A 16,745-nucleotide genomic window follows, 5' to 3' on the forward strand; every position below is an offset into this window, starting at 1 on the left:
CCTGCAACGATGGCGCACCAGGACTCGGGCCACTGCCAGGAGCGGGCTAGCCACAAAGGGAAACCTACATGTTCGTCTGATCGGGCGGTATGCCTTCGGGCAATTTCGCTGCGCAAACGGCGTCCTTGCGCAATTCCATTTCCGCCCCCAGCCCGAAACAGGTCATGGACATCGAGCCCATGGCATAGCCACGAACCAAGGGCTCGGGCACGCTGTTTTCCGCCGCCGCCAGCCCGGCCAGATAAAGCAGCGGAATGAAGTGATCTGGAGTGGGTACGGCAAGGCTGTAGTCCGGGTGGCCGGCCATGCGCAGGATATCGCCGGGATCCCGCCGCAGCTGCTCTACCACGGCATCATCGAAGCGTTGGGCCCAATCGAACGCCAGTTCCGGCTGGCGCCATTGCACCTTCCACAGATTATGCACGACGTTGCCGCTGGCGACGATCATCACCCCTCGATCCCTGAGGGGCGCCAGGCTGGCGGCTAGCCCGAGGTGGTATTCCAGCGGCTTGAAGGCATTGATGGACAATTGCAAGACCGGGATGTCCGCGCCTGGGTACATATGTGCCAGCACCGACCAGGCGCCGTGGTCGATGCCCCACTGGTCGCGATCCAGGCCGACCCACTGGGGCTTGACCAGCTCGGCGATTTCACGGGCAAGATCGGGAGCACCCGGAGCCGGGTACTGGAAGTCGAACAATGCCTTGGGAAAACCATAAAAATCGTGAATGGTTCGGGGCTCGGCCATCGCCGTGATTGCCGTGGCCCCGAAATACCAGTGGGCGGATACAACCAGCAAGGCCTTGGGTCGGGGCAGATGCCGCCCGAACGCCTGCCACGCCTCGGTGTAGCCGTTCCGTTCGAGCGTGTTCATCGGATTTCCGTGGCCGATGAAAAGAGCCGGCATTTTGCTCATGCTGGATTCCTTCGATAGATGGGGCCGTGCCGTCCGGCGGCAGGACTGCCTGCCGCCCCTAGCAAAGGGGAAGGCGACGCCCCGGCATGGCCTTCCCCGCTATGCTGCCGCCCCGGCAATAAAGGATACGCCCGACAACGCGGTCATTGTTCTTACTGCTTTTCTATATGCCGAACCTTGACGACGTCGTCGAATCTTTCGATGTCTCGCGCCACGCGGTCACGAAATTGTTCGGGGGTGCTGGGAGAGGCCTGGCCGCCGAGATCCGCGAGCTTTTTCTTGACATCCGGCAGTGCCAGGACTTTGCGCAGTTCCGCGTTGATGTGATCCACGATAGCGGGCGGCGTATTCGGCGCAACGGCAATCCCGAGCCAGGATTCGTATGCCACGCCAGGCAAGGTACTGTCGATGGTCGGAACCGACGGCAATAGCGGAAACGGCTTCGCAGAACTGACCGCGATGGCGCGGATCCGTCCGGACTGGACTTGCGCAAGCCCGGCGGTCATGGTGCTGATGAACAAGTCTACGCGGCCGGCCAAGACCTCGGTAAGAGCAAGCGAGTCGCCCTTGAATGGAACATGCAGCAATTCCACCTTGCCGGCGGCATTGAGCCATTCGCCGAGCAAGTGATGGGCGGTACCCATGCCCACAGAGGAAAAACTGATCTTGCCCGGATTCTTGCGCGCGGCATCCAGCACGTCTTGCAAGGTCTTGTAGGGCGAGTCGGGACGTACACCGATCAGCAAGGGGTAGGTCGTGATGGTGGAGACCCAGCTGAAATCCTTTACCGGATCGAAAGGCAGCTTCTTGCGCATGGCGGCCAGTGTGGCGTGGCCACTGGGCGCGATCAGCCATGTCTGGCCATCGGGCTTGGATCTGGACACGGCTTCGGCCGCGATAGAGCCGCCGGCGCCGGCGCGGTTCTCGACCACTACGTGCTGCCCATCGACTTCCGTCAATTTCATCGCAATGAGCCGGGCGACAATATCGGAACTGCCGCCTGGCGCGAACCCGACGAGCAGCCGGGCCGGCCTATTGGCCGATGCCATGGATGGCTGCGCCAGGGACAGGCCCGGCAAAGATACTGCCGCAACGCAAGCTGCAAGCCGGCCGAGCCGGCGGCGAGTGTGGTTCATTCAAGCCCCCTGATTATTGTGTGCGCGGAATACGTGTAATTCGAGCAAGCAGCTTTATTCTCGTGCGGCAAGCATACACTTCTTTCACGGCGCAAACACCGTAACCTGGGTTCACCAGTCACATCAGCGCAACACGGGCGCCTTTCTTTGCATGGCCACGGCAAGCGCCGCCACCGCCAGCACCAGCGGCACGAACGATACCCAAAGCACGCTGTCCCAGCCATAGGCGCTCAACAGCCCGCCGGAAGAGAAGGAACCCACAGCCATCAGGCCGAAAACAATGAAATCATTGAGCGACTGGACGCGTGTCTTCTCTTCCGGCCTATGGCATTCCAGAACCAGTGCGGACGCACCGAGAAAGCCGAAATTCCAGCCTAGTCCAAGAAAAATCAGCGTCGCCCAGAAATGCGCGACGTCGATCCCGGCCAGCCCTATGACGGCGGCAAGCCCCGTCAACAGCAAGCCCACGGTTGCGACGCTTCCCGCGCCGAAACGCTTGATCAAGCTACCCGTAAAGAAGCTGGGGCCGTACATGGCGATGACATGCCATTGGAGTCCCAAATTGGCCGACTCTTGCGAATGGCCGCAAATGTGCATGGCCAGCGGCGCGGCCGTCATCAGGAAGTTCATCAGCATGTACGAGACCGCGCCGCTGACTGCCGCGGCCACAAAGCGCGGCTGCCGCACAATGACGGGAAGCGGCCGGCCGCCCGCCACCTCTGCGGCGCTGGGCATGGGCAGCTTCACCCCCAGCAGTATCAGCGCGGCGATGGCGGCAACGGCGCCTTGGGCAAGATAAGTGACGGCGAACATGTAGGGAGGCCACAGATTCATGGTCACGTTCACGAGCTGCGGCCCTATGACGCCGGCCACGACCCCACCGGCCATGACCAGCGACAGCGCACGGGCGCGCCGGCCCGGCGCCACACCGTCGGCCGCCGCAAAGCGGAAAGTCAGCACCACTGCGGCATAGCCTCCGCCCAGGAAAGCCGCCAGGCAGTACAGCCAGAACGAGCCCAGGACGACCGCAAGCGCACCCAGCAGCCCCGTCAGCACACCGGCCCCGGTGCCCACCAGAAAGGCAGCGCGACGGCCGTGGCGCCGGGCGATCGACCCCGCGGGCAGAATGCACGCCGCCATGCCCACCACAAAGATGGAAATCGGCAAGGTAGCCAGCATCGGCGACGGCGCCAGCATGTCTCCGACTATCGCCCCGGTGGCATACAGTACAGTCGAATTGGCGCCTGCCAGCGCCTGTGCAATAGCAAGCCGCCAGATATTTCCCGTCTGGATCTTGGCGGGCAGCTCGACGAAAACATCGGCCGCTGAAGCAATACTGCTGTCTGTCATGGTTTTTGAGGGGGCGATTGATAGCCTGGCAACGCGTTCAAGATGGTTTACCAACCCGTCGTCTTGCGTCGCGAGAAAGCGCCTTTCCAGCAGGAAATCTATCTGAATAGAGGCGACAATGGCGCCTTGCGCTGGAAGCAGCCCATGCATTCTCAGCGATTAAGGCCATAGCCGCAACCGCGATATTCTTTATACGGTAAAAAGAAAATCTATCTATTGCGGAAATCGCGCGACACTCCCGGACGGTGTGCGGGCGGGCCCTCGGATATTCCGCTTTCTGTGCGCCTGAACGCCCAAGCCGGATGAAATGCGCGCCGGACAGTTAGTATCCTGTCGCGCCATTGCGCTGCCCAAGAATGCCCCCAATACCGAACCGCAATAGTGCGCCAGACTAGTGCCGTGTCTCAGGATGCAGCACGATCTGCGTGATTTCCGACGGCCGGCCCAGGCGCAAGGGGAAGCCGTTCCACAGGCCCGTGCCGTTGCTGACGTACAGCTTCATCTTGCCGACCTGATACAGGCCCGAAAGAAAGCCATTGTTGGCGCGCCGCACCAGGATGTCGAGCCCGCGGATCTGGCCACCGTGCGTGTGGCCGGATAGCTGCAAGGCAATGCCGGCCTGCGCGTTCTTGACGGCATCGCCGGGCCGGTGCTCCAGCAGGATCACCGGCACCCCTGCGGGAATGCCCTGCAGGGCGGCCTGCAGATCGGGGCGCGGCAGGCCGAAGGAACCGGCCTGCCTGTCGGTGAGGCCGGCGACCGCCAAGGTGGCGCCGCCATGCTCGATCAGTACGTGCTGGTTTTCCAGCATGCGCAGGCCCAGCGCGCGGTCGGCGGCCATCCAGTCGCGGTAATCGGAATAGTATTCGTGGTTGCCGGGAATCGCGAGGACGCCGTCGCGGGCGTGCAAATCGCGGAACGGCCGCACATCTGCCGCCCGCAGCTGCGGTGTGCCATCGGCCAGATCGCCGGTGATAACGATGAGATCAGGGGCCAGCGCGTCGGTCTTCTTTACCACGGCCGCTTGCCAATATTGCGGCAGCAGGCGGCTGGCATGCAGGTCGGTCAGCTGTACGATGCGGTAGCCGTCGAACTGCGGCGGCAGGCCCGGCAAAGAAATGGCCATCGTCTTCACCCGGGGAATCTTGACCGCCTGCCACACCCCCACGCCGGCCAGCACCACGGCAATGGCTCCGATCGTGACATGCAAGCCCTGCGACGACAGAACCGCCCTGCCCGGCGCGCGCGCCACCAGGAACACCAGGCTCCCCGCCACGTCGCGCAGCAATATCAAGATCGCCAACAGCAGAAACGCGCCGAAGGCCCATCCTACGACGATCAGTACCCACTGCGGCAACTCGGGCGAGGCCAGGGTTCCGAAATAGCGGCGAGTGATCCAATGGGATTCCGCCACCAGGAACAGCACCAGGGCAAGCAACAGCCGCGTACCCGGGCCCGCCGACAGCGGCCAGACGAAACGCCACAAGAGAAACAGCCAGATGGCACCGGTAAAGTACGATAAGGTATTGCCCATAAGTTCGGGATAATACTAGATGTTCAGCCGCCTCTCCTTCAAGTAGCCGCTCCGCCACAAAGGCGGCGCCCGGCGACGAGTTTCCGGCCAGCTCATACAACCTCGCCCGGCGGCCGCAGCACCGTAGCCACGCCGTTTTCCGCTGCCTGGATCGCGCCGGCGACATAGCCGGGGAACTGGCGCGACCACTCGCTGGCGATACCCACCAGCCGGTCTTGCCACACGCCCGACTGGGCCGTGGCCAGCGGTGCATTGGCTATGTGATCCGTAGCTTCCTGATCGGCGGCGCTTGCGGTATAAGGCTCGGCGGCCCAGTCCTTGATGAAATCGGCTCGGGGGTTGCGAGCCTGTGGCCCGAACAGGCGCGCGAGCTGGCTGCGGCAGTGCGCGCGCAGCACTTCGTCGGAGACTTGCTGTCGCGTGCGCGCCGGTATGCCGAAGAAACCGAACAATGCCGCGTGCCCGCCAGGGGCCGAGGCGTCGTGGATCTCTACCAAGGGCCCGCATGCGCTGCGGGCCTCGCCGGACAGGCCCTGCCCACGCCAGAACGGCTCATCGTATATGGCGAGGTACTTGGCGTGCGGCGCCATCCATGTCGGCACATCCCGCCAGCCTCGCTGCAGGGCTTCGGGCAGCGCAGGAACAAAATCCATCGCCGTCATCGCCAGGCGCGGCGGAACAGCCAGCAGCACGTGTGCCGCCCGGTAGGTGGCGGCCCGCCCGCATCTGTCCTCGGCAGTCAGGACGATCTTGCCGCCGCCGCACTGCAGGCGGGTAACGGCCCGCCCCGTGTGTATCCGCGCGGCATCCAGGCGTTGATACAGGCCGTCGACAAGCGCCGCCATACCTCCCTCCAGGCGCACGGAAGTCGGCGCGCTTCTGTAGCCTCGCGTACGGACGGGAGACTGGTTCGGCGAGCTTTCGAACACCATGTCGCCGGTTTCGTACTGATCGAAACGATCCAGGCCGAGCGCGCCGATCACACCATCGAGCCGACGCTGATACGCAGGCCAATACCAGGTCGGCCCCAGGTCGAAGCGATCGCGGTTTTTTGCCGGTGATGCCGCCGGCGCCGTTGCGTCATCCGGCGGATACGCAACCGCAATGCGGCCGCCGATGACATCCCTGGCTTCCAGAACCACGTAATCGCTTATGCCCGCGGTTGCCAGGAGATACGCGGCATACAGGCCGCTCAAACCGGCGCCGACGATGGCAATGCTTGCGGTTTCCATGCCTATGCCTGCCCCGGGATGCCCAGCGGACGGCCGGTCTTCAGGTAAAGCGTGGCACCGTTCGCGCCCGCGATATATTCGGGATACGTGCCGCCGGGCAGACGCAGCCAGCCGCCGCACCCGAAAACATGGCCATGGACAAGCAGCTCGCCCGCCAGCACCAGCAGCTCGGCACCATCGACTGCGTGCGCAAACAAGGCCAGCCCGGGCGCGAGGCGCTGCAGGCTAACTTGCTCGATATCAGACGTAAAGAGCGGGCAGATCTCACGCCTGCCCTGCCTCTGCCAGGCGGCCGCGTCATGGGTGTCGACGCGCACACAACGCCGCTCGTCCGCGGGCATCTGGCGCAGCTTGACGAAGATGACCGCCCCCTCCCGGCTGTAGGGCTGATGGCTCGAGCCCGGCGGGTTGCGCAGATACCAGCCTTGGGTGTAGTGCTCGTCGCCCACGGAGAACGTGCCGGACAGCACCAGAATTTCCTCGCCGCCCGGGTGCTCGTGGCGCGGGAAAAACGAACCGGGGGCATATCGCACAATACTGGTGGCACGCGCCTGTTCCGCGCCCAATCGATCCAGCATTACCCGTTCGACGCCCGACTGGGGCGAGGTGACCCACCGATACTGGTGAGGCGCCACGCTAGCCGGGCGCGAAAAATCTGCGTTGAGAAGCATGAAGGGTTCGGTTCCACGCACAAAAAAGGCATGCCCGGCCAGCCGGAAAAAAAGGCGGCCAGGCGCTTGAAGGCAATTCGTACGATACGAGGCCGGAATCAGGCGATCTCGTAGATCCGCGCCTCGGGGGCGGCATCCAACAGAGGCTCGAGGCCGGCGACCACATCGGAGGTGAACAGCTCGCTCTGCAGATACGCCTGCGCGTGCTGCGTGCTGTCGAAACCATGCAGCACCTGCACGTCTTCATCGCGCACCAGCAGTTCCTTGGACTTCGCCCCGGTGATGGTATTGAGGAACGGCGCCTTGTATTTTTGGTAGACGCCGACGGCGCTGGGACGGTTGGCGGCGGAAATTTTGAGGGTGATTTGCAGGTAAGCGGCCATGGCTGGATCCTATGAGATTGAAGAGGAACAAAGCGCGGCCCAATGGCAAGACAAGAAATAATTACTTTTCCTTGCGCCAATCGGGCATGGCTCCATTCTGGCTCTTCACCTTCGAATCAACAAACCATATATAGTTTTCATTATTGAAAGAAAAACTTCTTATGTGCCGCCAGAAGCAGGCTCAGGAGACCTAGGCGTCCAGCACCTGCAGTATCTTGTCCACCACCACCGCGTTGACACGCACCTCCGAGTCGGTCGTGACGCCGGCGATATGGGGCGTGAGGATCAAATTCGGCACCTGCGCGTACTGTGGGCTTTTTCCCAGCGGCTCGTTCTCGAAAGCGTCCAGCGCCGCGCCGCCCAGCTTGCCCGAGCGCAGCGCGGCCAGCAACGCCGTCTCGTCGACGATGCCGCCGCGGGCCGCATTGATAACGACGGCGCCGTCCTTCATGCCGCGAATGCACTTCCCATCGACCAGATTGCGGGTCTGAGGGGTCAGCGGCACATGCAGTGTAATCACGTCGCTGGATGCAAACAGCTCGGCCAGCGACACGTTTTGGTAGTACTGCTGCCCCGCTTGGTTCTGCGCCGCAGTATCGTAGACAAGCACCCGCATGCCCAGGGCGTGCGCGAGCTGCCCGGTTATGCGGCCTATGCCCCCGAACCCAACGATGCCCATGGTGCGCCCCTGGATCTCGCCGCCCAGGTTGAGCCTTTCCTTCGGCCACTGTCCGTCGATGACTTCCTGCGTCGACAGATAGGCGGTGCGCACCAGCATCAATGCCGTGGCAATCACATATTCGGCCACGCTGCGCGCATTGGCGCCAGGTGCCGGGATGACCGCGATGCCGCGCTGCCTGCACGTTTCGACATCGATATTGTCCAGCCCTACGCCCAGGCGCCCCACCGCCTTGCAGTCCGGCATTCCGTCCAGCAACGTCCCGCGCACCTGGGTAAGCCTGCGCACGATGATTGCATTCGCCGGGCGCGCCGCCTCGAGCAATGCCTCGGGGCGCCTGACCAGTTCCGGGTCGTAGTGAACCGTATGCTTCTCGCGCAAGCGCGCCAGGGAATCGGGAAGTATGCTTTCGGGAATGAGGATATGCATGTTCTGAACGCTATGCGGGAAAAGTGGTGATCAACTACGCTTGTATTGCAGCAGGCCGCCGGTGACCTTGGGCGGCCGCGCCCGTATGGCCTCTTCATTGGGCTCTGTACCCCAGCCCGGCCTGTCGGGCACCAGCAGATAGCCATCCTCGAACACCGGAGAATGCGAGTAAAGCTCGCTTTCCCAGGGCAGCCTGTCGACATCGACTTCCATGATGTGCAGGTTCGGGGCAGCCGCGGCAAAGTGCGTGTTCATCATGGTGCACAGGTCGCCGTAGAAATTATGCGGCGCCACGTTCACTTCATGGGCATCGGCCAGTGCGGCGATTTTCATGGACTGCGACAAGCCGTTCCATATGGCATCCACGATGGCCACGTCCATCGCTTGCTGCTCGAAGTACGGCAGGAAGCTGCGCATGCCTATCAGGGTTTCGCACGAGCTGATGGGATGCGGGCTGTGGCGCCGCACGTCGGCCAGCGCCTTGGCGCTGCCCAGGTCGATTTCGGCCCAGAACAGATCGAAGTCGGCCAGCTCGCGCAGGATCCGGATCAGGCCCTCGGGCTTGGCGTTGAAGTTGAAGTCGATGAGCAAGCCCATATCCGGCCCCGCGCCGTCGCGCAGCGCCTCGAGGTGGCTGCGGATATTCCGGATCAGGCGCTTGTCGACGGTCAGCTCCGGCATGAAGGGAACGGCAAAGCCCGCGCGCCAGGCGTAGGCGTCACCTTCGTCGTGAATGAACAGATTGGTTTTCAGCCCCTTGAAGCCGCGCTTCCGGGCTTCTTCGGCCGTAGCCTTGACGCCATCGAGATCGGTGACGGCTGGCTGGTAGAACTTCGGATGGTTGATCCGCCAGGTCGGGCAATGCGACCAATAGACCTTGACCTTGTCTCGCACCTTTCCACCCAGAAGCTCGTAGCACGGCACACCCAGCGCCTTCGCCTTGGCATCCAGCAAGGCATTTTCGAGGCAGCCGATGGCCTGGCCGATGACCCCGCCCGCGGCGGGACGCGTCAGGCAGCTGGCCAATTGAAAGAATTTCTCGGTGGCGTAGACATCCTGGCCGATGAGACGATGCTTGAGCTGCTCGATGACGCCGGTCACGCCCGGCGAACCAAAGCCCTCGTCATACTCGCTCCAGCCGGCAATGCCGGCGTCGGTGGAAAGCTTGAGGAAGAAATAATTTCTCCAGCCCGCATCGCAGGCTATCGTCTCAACCGCAGTGACCTTCATAAAGTTTCTCCTTCCGTGAATTCGGGTCGCCGAATTACCAAACAACAACAGCAGAAACTTTATGATAGAGAGTAACGAGCGGAAGCCATAGCCATTTTTTCAATTTGTCAGCGTCGAAAAATTCGATGCTGGGATCGCTACAGCAATTGACAACTGCCTATAGGCGCCAGGGATTCAGAGCCCGACAGCCCGGGCCGCCCCGACCCAGCCTTGCTCTCATGCAGCCGGCACACAGGCAAATTCCGTTCCCGATATCGCCCCCCGTACGGGCCTGTTCACCCTAAACTACCAAGCCCGCATCACTTCGCAGCGCAGAAGACCGAGCATAGGAATTCGTAAATCTCAGAGTAAGTTATTTAAAGTTTACCGATGTTGCGCGCCATCCTAGAATTTCCGCAAGCACAGTGCTGTCGCGCGGCCAGGCAAGGTCTCGGGCGCGGAGGTACCGGCCAGCCCCAACCACGGCAATCGACACACGCAAAGTAGTCAGAGCAGCGCTTATATGCATACATACGTCCTTTTTTTATTATTCGCCGCCGTTGCGGTCTATGCGCAGGTGCTGACCGGCTTCGCACTGGCGCTGATATTTCTCGGCCTGATCGGCGCTACCGATCTCGTCCCGCTGCCCGATGCCGTCAACGCCGTCACAGTGATCATCATTATCAATTCCTGCATATTCCTCTATCGCCGCAGGGCCCTGCACCTGAACCGCGAGATATGGGCAGCGCTGCTGACCAGCCTGGCCGGCGCCGTCGTCGGCATCGCCTTGCTGACCTGGCTGGCCGGCAACTCCTATCAGGTTCTGCGTATAGTGCTGGGCGTAAGCATCATCCTTTGCGCCTTGCTGCTTTGGCACACGGCCAAGCCCTTGCAAAACACCTCGGGGCAAGGCACGTTCCTGTCCGCCGGCAGCCTGGCGGGCATATTGGGCGGCATGTTTTCCGCCCCCGGCCCTCCGCTTGTCTATATTATGTATAGACAGCCTTGGCCGATTTCCCGCATACAGGAATCATTGATTTTCCTGTTCGGGGCAGGATCGGTATTGCGTCTGATCATCGTCGCATTCTCAGGGCAATTCACAATGGAATCGACCCGACTGACCTTGATAGCCGCACCAGTGGTGATCCTGGTTACGTGGGTGGCGGCACACCAGAAAGTTCCTTTTTCGCCCCAGATCATGAAGAGCATCGTAAGCGTCCTGCTGATTGCGTCCGGGGTAACCATGTGCGTATCGGCGCTGCATATTCTGATGCACTGAACCCGAATACCGCCGCATGCCAAGCGAACTTGCCACTACGCCATCAGGACGTGGCGCGGCGGCGCATAGGCCGCTGGCGGCCCGGCCTGACACTTTTACGGTAAATCCAGGACATACCGACATGAATGAAAGCTCCGACTCCCAGCGCAACGCCGACACGCTTGCGGGCCCGCTTGCAGGCGTGCGCATTCTGGACATGGCCACTGTGCTGGCGGCGCCATTTTCCGCGACCCTGTGTGCCGACCTGGGCGCCGAAGTGGTCAAGCTCGAGCTGCCCGACGGCAGCGACCCGCTGAGGTCGCTCGCCCCGGTCAAGGGCGAACACGCCCTGCATTGGAAGGTTACGAACCGGGGCAAGCGCGGCATCACCCTGGACGTGCGCAAGCCCGAAGGCAAGGCGCTGTTTCTGCGCCTATTGCCTCGTTTCGACGTGCTGGTAGAGAACTTTCGTACGGGAACGCTCGACCGCTGGGGGCTGGATCTGGGCACCCTGCGCAAGGCGAACCCCGGCTTGACAGTGCTGCGCCTGACTGGTTTCGGCCAGACCGGCCCTTATGCGAACCGCCCCGGCTTCGCCCGCATTTTCGAGGCCATGAGCGGCTTTGCGCACCTGACCGGGGAAAAAGACGGCAGCCCGCAGCACATGAATTTTCCGCAAGGCGATGTGATCGCCGGGCTATTCGGAGCCTTCGCAATCGCCTCCGCCATGGCGGAGCGGCGCGGCAACCCGGGCGCGCCGGCACGCGAGATCGATCTGGCGGCTACCGAGGCGATGATACGCCTGCTCGACCCGCTGGCCGCGGAATACGAGCAGCTCGGCAGCGCGCGAGCGCGCGCAGGCAATCGAGCCACCTATACCGCGCCCTCGAACATGTACAGAACAGCCGATGGCGTATGGATGACCGTGGTCGGCACGTCCGAGGCCGTCTTCCGCCGGCTTTGCGCGGCCATGGAGCGCACCGAACTCATCGAAGACCCGCGCTTCGTCACCAACCCGGAACGTATGCGACATATCGAGGAAATCGACGCCATTGTCGCCCAGTGGTGCGCGAGCCGGACTTTCGCTGCGGCAAGCACTGCGTTCAACCGCCACGACGTGCCGTTCACCAAGGCCTATGCGATCGACGACGTGCTCGCCGATCCGCACTTCCAGGCACGCTCTACCATTGTCCGCCTGGCCGACCCCGACTTAGGAAGCATCCCTGCGCCCTGCGTCGTGCCACGTTTTTCGGGTACGGCGCCGCGGGTGCTGCGCACCGGCCCGGGGGTCGGCGAACACAACAGCGAAATCTTCGGTGCGCTGCAGCTTACCGACGCAGATCTCGCCCATCTCAAGGCGGCGGGAGTCATCTAAACAGCTTGCTCGAACTCGTGCCATGGCGGCGCTGCGCCACCAGCCGCCCTGTCATTCCATTTCCAAATCAGTCGCGAAAGCGAAAGGAGTTCTAATGCCGGAATATCAGACCCTACTCGTGTCCCAGGAAGACGAAGGCGTACTCTTGATCAAGCTGCATCGCCCTCAGCGCAAGAACGCCCTCAGCGCCACGCTGGTGCGGGAACTGCAAGATGTCTTCCTGGAATTCGATGCGAACGACGAACACCGCGTGGCCGTCCTGACCTCCAGCGGGGACGACATGTTCTCCGCGGGCGCGGATGTGTCCGAATGGCCCGACGAGCTCTGGCGCTGCATGCCCAACCTCGGCTTCAAGACCGACAAGCCCATCGTCACGGCGGTCAGCGGCTGGTGCATCGGAGGCGCCCTGACGATCTGCATGCTTTCCGATGTACTGGTTGCGTCCGAAAGCGCCAAATTCCTGTACCCGGAAGGGAAGCTGGGGTTCACCGGCGGCATGGTGGCCAGCCTGGCCGCGCGCATACCGCATCATGCCGCGATGGACATGATTCTGCTCGGCAGGCCGCTGGAGGCGAAACGGGCGTACGAGCTCGGATTCGTCAACGAAGTCACACCCGTGGGCGGACAGGTCGAGTGCGCGCTGGGCATGGCGCGCAACCTGGCCCGGATGTCGCCGATGGTGCTCAAAACCATCAAGCGTTTCGTCAACGACCATGTGTTGGCAAAGGGCCCTTCCGAACAAATGGTGCAGACCATGCGTGCCTTGAAGCACGTCGCGGAAAGCGACGATTTCAAGGAAGGAATGGCAGCCTTCAAAGAAAAGCGCCCCGCAGTCTATAAGTGGAAGTCCTGAAACCGCAGGCTGCGCACCTCGTCAATCGCCGGTGCGCGGCCTGCGGGCCGCCTTGGCGGGCGCGGCGCGCCTGGCCGCCGCGGTCTTGCCGGTGGCCGCCGATTCGGCGAGTACGCTTTTGAAGCTGCTCAATACCTGAGCCGTCATGTTCGAGCGTATGTGCGTCTTGCGCTCGGCCATGGAAATGGTGCGGCTCAGGCCGGCAATTCTTGTTATCTTCAAGCGCTCATCGTGGCCGATATCGGCTCCGCGCGTCAGGGGCAGCACGGTTACGCCCAGACCGAACCTTACCGCGGCGAGGATGGCTTCCTGCGAATTGAGCTCCATGATCGGCTCGACGTCTATTTCCTGGCGCTCCAGGTGATTCTGGATCTGGCGGCCCGCCCAGGTGTCGCGATCCAGGGCTATATACGGACACGCGCCGAGCACATCACGCAGCGAGCCCCGCGCAGAGTGCGGCAGCTGTATCAGCGCAATCGGCTCGTCGAAAAGCTTGTGGACTATGAATTCATCGCCCAGGGACTTGGGCGGCTGGCTCACCACGGCCGCATCCAGCAAACCCGCAGCAACCTTGGCGACCAGATCCGGCGAGGTGCCCATGCTGACATTGATTTCCATGCCCGGACAATCCCGGATGACGCGCTGCACTACCGCCGGGAAAACGCCGACGAGCACATTGTTTACCACCCCCAGAGAAATCCGGCCATGAATCGAACTGCTGCCTGAATGCCGCAGCAGCTCTTCGTATGCGGTAAGCACCTTTTCCACCAGCGGCACCACCCCATAACCCGCCGAGGTCAATCGTATGGATCGCTTGGTGCGTTCGAACAACGGAATGCCCAGCTGCTCTTCCAGCAGCTTCAGCTGCACACTTACCGCCGCAGGCGAAAGGTGCACCTCTTCCGCAGCCGCCGCGATGGTGCCGTGTCTGTGAAAGGCAAGTAAAGCGCGTAGTGGCCGCACAGCCATTATCATCACCCATGTCGTCGCCGCCCCCGGTAATGCGAGGCGCAATACATGGGATTCTCTTACATTCGGTACCGGTCGCGCAATCAGGCGCAATCCACAAAGGTATCTCGCGACACTGCGGCTCGCCCGTCGGATGAGCGAGCGAGCCGGGGTCGTTTGTTTCAGTCCAGATGGATATCGAGAGACTTGGCTATCGGCGCCCAGCGCTGATTCTCGGACTTGATGAATTTCTTGAACTGATCCGGCGTACTGCCCACGGGGACGGCACCGAGTTTTGCCAGCTGGTCGCGGATTTTGGGGTCTTTCATGGCCTGGTCGACGATGCTGCTGACCCGCTCGAGCACCTCTTTGGGCGTGCCCTTGGGGGCGAACATGCCGTACCACGAGTTCACGTTGTATCCGGACAGCACGTCGGACACAGGGGGAAGATCGGGCGCCAGGGTGGAACGCTTCAAAGAGGTGATGGCAAGGCCCTTCAGGCGCCCGTCCTGGATATAGGGCAGGGATTCGTTGCCGGCATAGAAAGTGACCCGCCCGCTGATCACATCCATGATGGCCGGCACACCGCCGCGGTACGGTATGGTTTCTATGTGCGTACCCGCGTCCTTGTTGATTATCGCGCAGACCAGGTGCGCCGCGGTGCCTACGCCCGGCGTGGCGCACGTGACTTGCTTGGGATCGGCCTTGGCCTCGTCCAGCAGCTGCTTGAACGAGCTGTACTTGGACTTCGGCGAAACGGCGATATAGTTGGGGATATTGGTAAGCTGCGCGACCGGCGCCAGATCCCGCTCGACGCTCAGCGTCTTCTCGCGATGAAAGAATTCACCAAGCATATTGGCGAAAGCGCCCAGCAAGAAGGTATAGCCGTCGGGCTTCGCGTGCGAGACGTACAGCGCGCCTACCATGCCGCCCGCGCCCGAGCGGTTCTCGACCACCACGGGCTGCCCCAGCTTTTCGGACATGACTTTCGCGAAAAGCCGGGCGTGGATGTCGGCATTTCCGCCAGCCGCCCAAGGCGCCACCACAGTGATCGTATGATCGGGCCAGCTTGCATGCGCCGTGCCGGCAGCAGCCAGCGCGAGCCCGCATGCGATGTTTCTAAAAAACCTGATATTCATGATGTCTCCGTAGGTATCGTTGTGGACAACTGCGGAATCCCGGGACGCAGCTTCGGATGACGCAGCGCAATTTGCATTCTAGGTATCAGGCCAACACACGAATAGCTAATTCTTTTTTCGCTGAGCATTAAAGGTTGCGATGCTGAAAAAAACGGGTGGCGATATGAACCCGCGCGCAAGCGCCTCCGGCCGCGCCGGCCGGATACATTCTGGGAGTTTGTTCGATTGCGCGCCGCACGAAACCGCAGAACGGGCTCGCGCAAGTGGCCATGCGATAGACAGCGGACGCCCGGGACTCGGGCCCGTCGCCTGGCCGCTCTAGGATATGAGACTGGCTAGCCTGGTTCGCCCGGACAGGGTCTCTACAGCCCAGGCGATGGATACAAAGTAGATATATGCCTTACCAGCGTATCATCGAGTTCGGCAAGGCGATTGATGCCCAGCAGCGCCATGTTGCGATGGATCTCGCCGCGCAGGATGGCAATGGCGTGATCCACACCGCGGGCGCCCCCCACGGCAGCGGCGTAGTTGAAGGGGCGGCCGGCGAAGACGCAGCGGGCGCCCAGCGACAGCGCCTTGAGCACATCGCTGCCGCGGCGTACGCCGCTGTCCATCATCACCGTTACGTCGGGCACCGCTTTCACGATGCCGGGCAGTACGTGCAGGGGCGACACCGAGCCGTCGACCTGGCGCCCGCCATGGTTGGACACAATGACGCCGTCCACGCCGGCATCGCGGGCCAGTACCGCGTCCTGCCAGCGCACCAGGCCCTTGACGACCAGCGGGCCTTTCCAGAGTTCGCGTATCTGACGCACGTGCGTCCAGTTGAAATGATCGCGCGCCTGAAAGTCTCTTTCCACTGTGGATGAAAGAATGGGGGCACCGCGTTCGGCGCGCCAGTTCTCGAAGTGCGGCATGCCTCGCCGCACTAGGGTGCGGCCGAAGGTGCCCAGCAGCCAGCGCGGATGGCTGATGCCCTGCCATGCCAGGCCCAGGCCGGGCCGCAGCGGCGAGCTGAAGCCATTGCGCGCGTAGTTTTCCGGGTTGACCGAAACGGGCAGATCCACCGTCAGCACCAGCACGCGATAGCCGGCCGCCGCGACCCGCGCCAGCAAGGCTTCGACACGTGCCGTGTCGCCTGGCATATAGGCCTGGAACCACGTACCGGGCGCGGCCTGCGCCACGTCTTCCATGCGCGTCAGCGAAGCGCCGCTCAGCACGGCGGGAATATTGGCGCGGGCCGCCGCGCCCGTCAGCAGCAGGTCGCCGCGATAGGCGTACATGGCTCCCAGGCCCACAGGCGAAATGCCGAAGGGCGCATCGTAGCGCTGGCCGAACAATTCGATCTGCTGGCTGCGCCCGGAGACGTCCACCAGCATGCGCGGCATCAATACGTATTGGTCGAATGCCGTCCGATTGCCGCGCAGCGTCACCTCGTTGTCGGCGCCGTTGCTGATGTAGCTGAACAGCGGCCGCGGCAGCCGGCTGCGAGCCGGCTTTTCGAAATCGTTCAGGGAGTGGATGCGCCGAAGCGCGCGGGGCAGCCTGGAAGAAGTCATCGGAATGTTGCTTGGGAAAGAGTAGATCGGATCAGGAAATTAAAATGCCAGAGAGCCGCAGCCTCCGGCTTGCG

15 protein-coding genes are annotated in these 16,745 nt (G+C 62.5%); 3 read left to right on the forward strand and 12 right to left on the reverse strand.

Annotation, left to right across the window (positions count from 1 at the left end):
• Nucleotides 1–64 precede the first annotated feature (64 nt).
• From ygiD to CEY11_RS18495, 9 genes are all read right to left on the reverse strand, one after another.
• Nucleotides 65–916: a 4,5-DOPA-extradiol-dioxygenase gene (gene ygiD / locus CEY11_RS18455; protein WP_088604868.1), complete on the reverse strand. Its 852-nt coding sequence runs from the start codon at nucleotides 914–916 to the stop codon at nucleotides 65–67.
• 152 nt (nucleotides 917–1,068) lie between these two features.
• The gene (locus tag CEY11_RS18460; protein WP_158215371.1) at nucleotides 1,069–1,965 is read right to left on the reverse strand and encodes a tripartite tricarboxylate transporter substrate binding protein; all 897 of its coding nucleotides are present in this window, start codon (nucleotides 1,963–1,965) and stop codon (nucleotides 1,069–1,071) included.
• Between the two features lie 210 nt (nucleotides 1,966–2,175).
• The gene (locus CEY11_RS18465; protein WP_088604870.1) at nucleotides 2,176–3,402 is read right to left on the reverse strand and encodes an MFS transporter; all 1,227 of its coding nucleotides are present in this window, start codon (nucleotides 3,400–3,402) and stop codon (nucleotides 2,176–2,178) included.
• Nucleotides 3,403–3,793: 391 nt separating this feature from the next.
• Entirely contained in the window at nucleotides 3,794–4,936 is a 1,143-nt protein-coding gene (locus CEY11_RS18470) for a metallophosphoesterase (RefSeq protein ID WP_088604871.1), read from the reverse strand.
• A gap of 92 nt (nucleotides 4,937–5,028) precedes the next feature.
• Nucleotides 5,029–6,168, reverse strand: coding sequence for a flavin monoamine oxidase family protein (locus tag CEY11_RS18475; RefSeq protein WP_143322922.1), 1,140 nt, complete (start codon nucleotides 6,166–6,168; stop codon nucleotides 5,029–5,031).
• A gap of 2 nt (nucleotides 6,169–6,170) precedes the next feature.
• Nucleotides 6,171–6,839, reverse strand: coding sequence for a cupin domain-containing protein (locus CEY11_RS18480; protein WP_088604872.1), 669 nt, complete (start codon nucleotides 6,837–6,839; stop codon nucleotides 6,171–6,173).
• A 98-nt stretch (nucleotides 6,840–6,937) separates the two neighbouring features.
• Nucleotides 6,938–7,222, reverse strand: coding sequence for a hypothetical protein (locus CEY11_RS18485; RefSeq protein ID WP_088604873.1), 285 nt, complete (start codon nucleotides 7,220–7,222; stop codon nucleotides 6,938–6,940).
• A gap of 190 nt (nucleotides 7,223–7,412) precedes the next feature.
• Complete coding sequence (locus CEY11_RS18490; protein ID WP_088604874.1) at nucleotides 7,413–8,330, reverse strand: hydroxyacid dehydrogenase; 918 nt, start codon at nucleotides 8,328–8,330, stop codon at nucleotides 7,413–7,415.
• A 30-nt stretch (nucleotides 8,331–8,360) separates the two neighbouring features.
• On the reverse strand, nucleotides 8,361–9,560 hold the full coding sequence (locus tag CEY11_RS18495) for a mandelate racemase/muconate lactonizing enzyme family protein (protein ID WP_088604875.1): 1,200 nt from the start codon (nucleotides 9,558–9,560) through the stop codon (nucleotides 8,361–8,363).
• Nucleotides 9,561–10,062: 502 nt separating this feature from the next.
• Here CEY11_RS18495 and CEY11_RS18500 point away from each other — a divergent pair.
• The 3 genes from CEY11_RS18500 (at nucleotide 10,063) to CEY11_RS18510 (ending at nucleotide 13,025) form a co-directional block, all read left to right on the forward strand.
• Nucleotides 10,063–10,818, forward strand: a complete 756-nt coding sequence (locus tag CEY11_RS18500; protein WP_088604876.1) for a sulfite exporter TauE/SafE family protein — start codon at nucleotides 10,063–10,065, stop codon at nucleotides 10,816–10,818.
• A gap of 121 nt (nucleotides 10,819–10,939) precedes the next feature.
• Nucleotides 10,940–12,172: a CaiB/BaiF CoA transferase family protein gene (locus CEY11_RS18505; RefSeq protein ID WP_088604877.1), complete on the forward strand. Its 1,233-nt coding sequence runs from the start codon at nucleotides 10,940–10,942 to the stop codon at nucleotides 12,170–12,172.
• Nucleotides 12,173–12,266: 94 nt separating this feature from the next.
• A complete protein-coding gene (locus tag CEY11_RS18510; protein ID WP_088604878.1) occupies nucleotides 12,267–13,025 on the forward strand; it encodes an enoyl-CoA hydratase/isomerase family protein in 759 nt (252 codons plus the stop codon).
• 21 nt (nucleotides 13,026–13,046) lie between these two features.
• On the opposite strand, the gene CEY11_RS18515 is transcribed toward CEY11_RS18510, so the two are convergent.
• The 3 genes from CEY11_RS18515 to CEY11_RS18525 all read right to left on the reverse strand — a co-directional run bounded on the left by CEY11_RS18515 (nucleotide 13,047) and on the right by CEY11_RS18525 (nucleotide 16,671).
• Nucleotides 13,047–14,000 carry a LysR family transcriptional regulator gene (locus CEY11_RS18515; protein WP_088604879.1) on the reverse strand — a complete coding sequence of 318 codons (954 nt, stop codon included), beginning with the start codon at nucleotides 13,998–14,000 and terminating at the stop codon, nucleotides 13,047–13,049.
• Nucleotides 14,001–14,155: 155 nt separating this feature from the next.
• Entirely contained in the window at nucleotides 14,156–15,112 is a 957-nt protein-coding gene (locus CEY11_RS18520; RefSeq protein ID WP_088604880.1) for a Bug family tripartite tricarboxylate transporter substrate binding protein, read from the reverse strand.
• Between the two features lie 362 nt (nucleotides 15,113–15,474).
• On the reverse strand, nucleotides 15,475–16,671 hold the full coding sequence (locus tag CEY11_RS18525; RefSeq protein WP_088604881.1) for an alpha-hydroxy acid oxidase: 1,197 nt from the start codon (nucleotides 16,669–16,671) through the stop codon (nucleotides 15,475–15,477).
• Between the last annotated feature and the right edge of the window lie 74 nt (nucleotides 16,672–16,745).

The organism is Candidimonas nitroreducens (assembly GCF_002209565.1).
Taxonomy (GTDB): Bacteria; Pseudomonadota; Gammaproteobacteria; order Burkholderiales; family Burkholderiaceae_B; genus Candidimonas; species Candidimonas nitroreducens.

Bases quoted from the DNA above. Each gene is read 5' to 3' on its own strand.
- ygiD (WP_088604868.1), bottom strand. From the start codon at position 916: ATGAGCAAAATGCCGGCTCTTTTCATCGGCCACGGAAATCCGATGAAC.
- CEY11_RS18460 (WP_158215371.1), bottom strand. From the start codon at position 1,965: ATGGCATCGGCCAATAGGCCGGCCCGGCTGCTCGTCGGGTTCGCGCCA.
- CEY11_RS18465 (WP_088604870.1), bottom strand. From the start codon at position 3,402: ATGACAGACAGCAGTATTGCTTCAGCGGCCGATGTTTTCGTCGAGCTG.
- CEY11_RS18470 (WP_088604871.1), bottom strand. From the start codon at position 4,936: ATGGGCAATACCTTATCGTACTTTACCGGTGCCATCTGGCTGTTTCTC.
- CEY11_RS18475 (WP_143322922.1), bottom strand. From the start codon at position 6,168: ATGGAAACCGCAAGCATTGCCATCGTCGGCGCCGGTTTGAGCGGCCTG.
- CEY11_RS18480 (WP_088604872.1), bottom strand. From the start codon at position 6,839: ATGCTTCTCAACGCAGATTTTTCGCGCCCGGCTAGCGTGGCGCCTCAC.
- CEY11_RS18485 (WP_088604873.1), bottom strand. From the start codon at position 7,222: ATGGCCGCTTACCTGCAAATCACCCTCAAAATTTCCGCCGCCAACCGT.
- CEY11_RS18490 (WP_088604874.1), bottom strand. From the start codon at position 8,330: ATGCATATCCTCATTCCCGAAAGCATACTTCCCGATTCCCTGGCGCGC.
- CEY11_RS18495 (WP_088604875.1), bottom strand. From the start codon at position 9,560: ATGAAGGTCACTGCGGTTGAGACGATAGCCTGCGATGCGGGCTGGAGA.
- CEY11_RS18500 (WP_088604876.1), top strand. From the start codon at position 10,063: ATGCATACATACGTCCTTTTTTTATTATTCGCCGCCGTTGCGGTCTAT.
- CEY11_RS18505 (WP_088604877.1), top strand. From the start codon at position 10,940: ATGAATGAAAGCTCCGACTCCCAGCGCAACGCCGACACGCTTGCGGGC.
- CEY11_RS18510 (WP_088604878.1), top strand. From the start codon at position 12,267: ATGCCGGAATATCAGACCCTACTCGTGTCCCAGGAAGACGAAGGCGTA.
- CEY11_RS18515 (WP_088604879.1), bottom strand. From the start codon at position 14,000: ATGATAATGGCTGTGCGGCCACTACGCGCTTTACTTGCCTTTCACAGA.
- CEY11_RS18520 (WP_088604880.1), bottom strand. From the start codon at position 15,112: ATGAATATCAGGTTTTTTAGAAACATCGCATGCGGGCTCGCGCTGGCT.
- CEY11_RS18525 (WP_088604881.1), bottom strand. From the start codon at position 16,671: ATGACTTCTTCCAGGCTGCCCCGCGCGCTTCGGCGCATCCACTCCCTG.